1 rRNA gene is annotated in these 1,516 nt (G+C 52.9%); it reads right to left on the bottom strand.

The annotated features are described in order from the left end of the window. Positions 1-1,511, bottom strand: a 23S ribosomal RNA gene (locus tag ID804_RS12095); the annotation flags it as partial. Between the last annotated feature and the right edge of the window lie 5 nt (positions 1,512-1,516).

Here is a 1,516-nt window from a genome sequence, read left to right as displayed (position 1 = left end):
AACTGCTTGGACGCGGATATCCAATACCGCGCTTACCCTATCCTCCTGCGTCCCCCCATTGCTCAAATGGTGAGGAGGTGGTACAGGAATATCAACCTGTTGTCCATCGCCTACGCCTTTCGGCCTCGGCTTAGGTCCCGACTAACCCTGAGCGGACGAGCCTTCCTCAGGAAACCTTAGGCATTCGGTGGAGGGGATTCTCACCCCTCTTTCGCTACTCATACCGGCATTCTCACTTCTAAGCGCTCCACCAGTCCTTCCGGTCTGGCTTCACAGCCCTTAGAACGCTCTCCTACCACTGTTCGAAGAACAGTCCGCAGCTTCGGTGATACGTTTAGCCCCGGTACATTTTCGGCGCAGAGTCACTCGACCAGTGAGCTATTACGCACTCTTTAAATGGTGGCTGCTTCTAAGCCAACATCCTGGTTGTCTAAGCAACTCCACATCCTTTTCCACTTAACGTATACTTTGGGACCTTAGCTGGCGGTCTGGGCTGTTTCCCTTTCGACTACGGATCTTATCACTCGCAGTCTGACTCCCAAGGATAAGTCATTGGCATTCGGAGTTTGACTGAATTCGGTAACCCGGTAGGGGCCCCTAGTCCAATCAGTGCTCTACCTCCAAGACTCTTACCTTGAGGCTAGCCCTAAAGCTATTTCGGAGAGAACCAGCTATCTCCAGGTTCGATTGGCATTTCACCCCTACCCACACCTCATCCCCGCACTTTTCAACGTGCGTGGGTTCGGGCCTCCATTCAGTGTTACCTGAACTTCACCCTGGACATGGGTAGATCACCTGGTTTCGGGTCTACGACCACGTACTCATGCGCCCTATTCAGACTCGCTTTCGCTGCGGCTCCGCATCTTCTGCTTAACCTTGCACGGGATCGTAACTCGCCGGTTCATTCTACAAAAGGCACGCCATCACCCGTTAACGGGCTCTGACTACTTGTAGGCACACGGTTTCAGGATCTCTTTCACTCCCCTTCCGGGGTGCTTTTCACCTTTCCCTCACGGTACTGGTTCACTATCGGTCACTAGGGAGTATTTAGCCTTGGGAGATGGTCCTCCCGGATTCCGACGGAATTTCACGTGTTCCGCCGTACTCAGGATCCACTCAGGAGAGAACGAAGTTTTGACTACAGGGCTGTTACCTCCTATGGCGGGCCTTTCCAGACCTCTTCATCTACCTCGTTCCTTTGTAACTCCGTACAGAGTGTCCTACAACCCCAAGAGGCAAGCCTCTTGGTTTGGGCTAATCCCGTTTCGCTCGCCGCTACTCAGGGAATCGCATTTGCTTTCTCTTCCTCCGGGTACTTAGATGTTTCAGTTCCCCGGGTCTGCCTTCTCATATCCTATGAATTCAGATATGGATACCACTCCATTACGAGTGGTGGGTTTCCCCATTCGGAAATCTCCGGATCAAAGCTTGCTTACAGCTCCCCGAAGCATATCGGTGTTCGTCCCGTCCTTCATCGGCTCCTAGTGCCAAGACCCTATAGTGAGGTCGTGTAGGG

This window comes from Microcella alkalica (assembly GCF_014595885.1).
GTDB classification, from domain to species: Bacteria; Actinomycetota; Actinomycetes; order Actinomycetales; family Microbacteriaceae; genus Microcella; species Microcella alkaliphila_B.
Note: the sequence above shows the minus strand (reverse complement) of the source record. Positions and strands in the feature narration are given on the sequence as shown.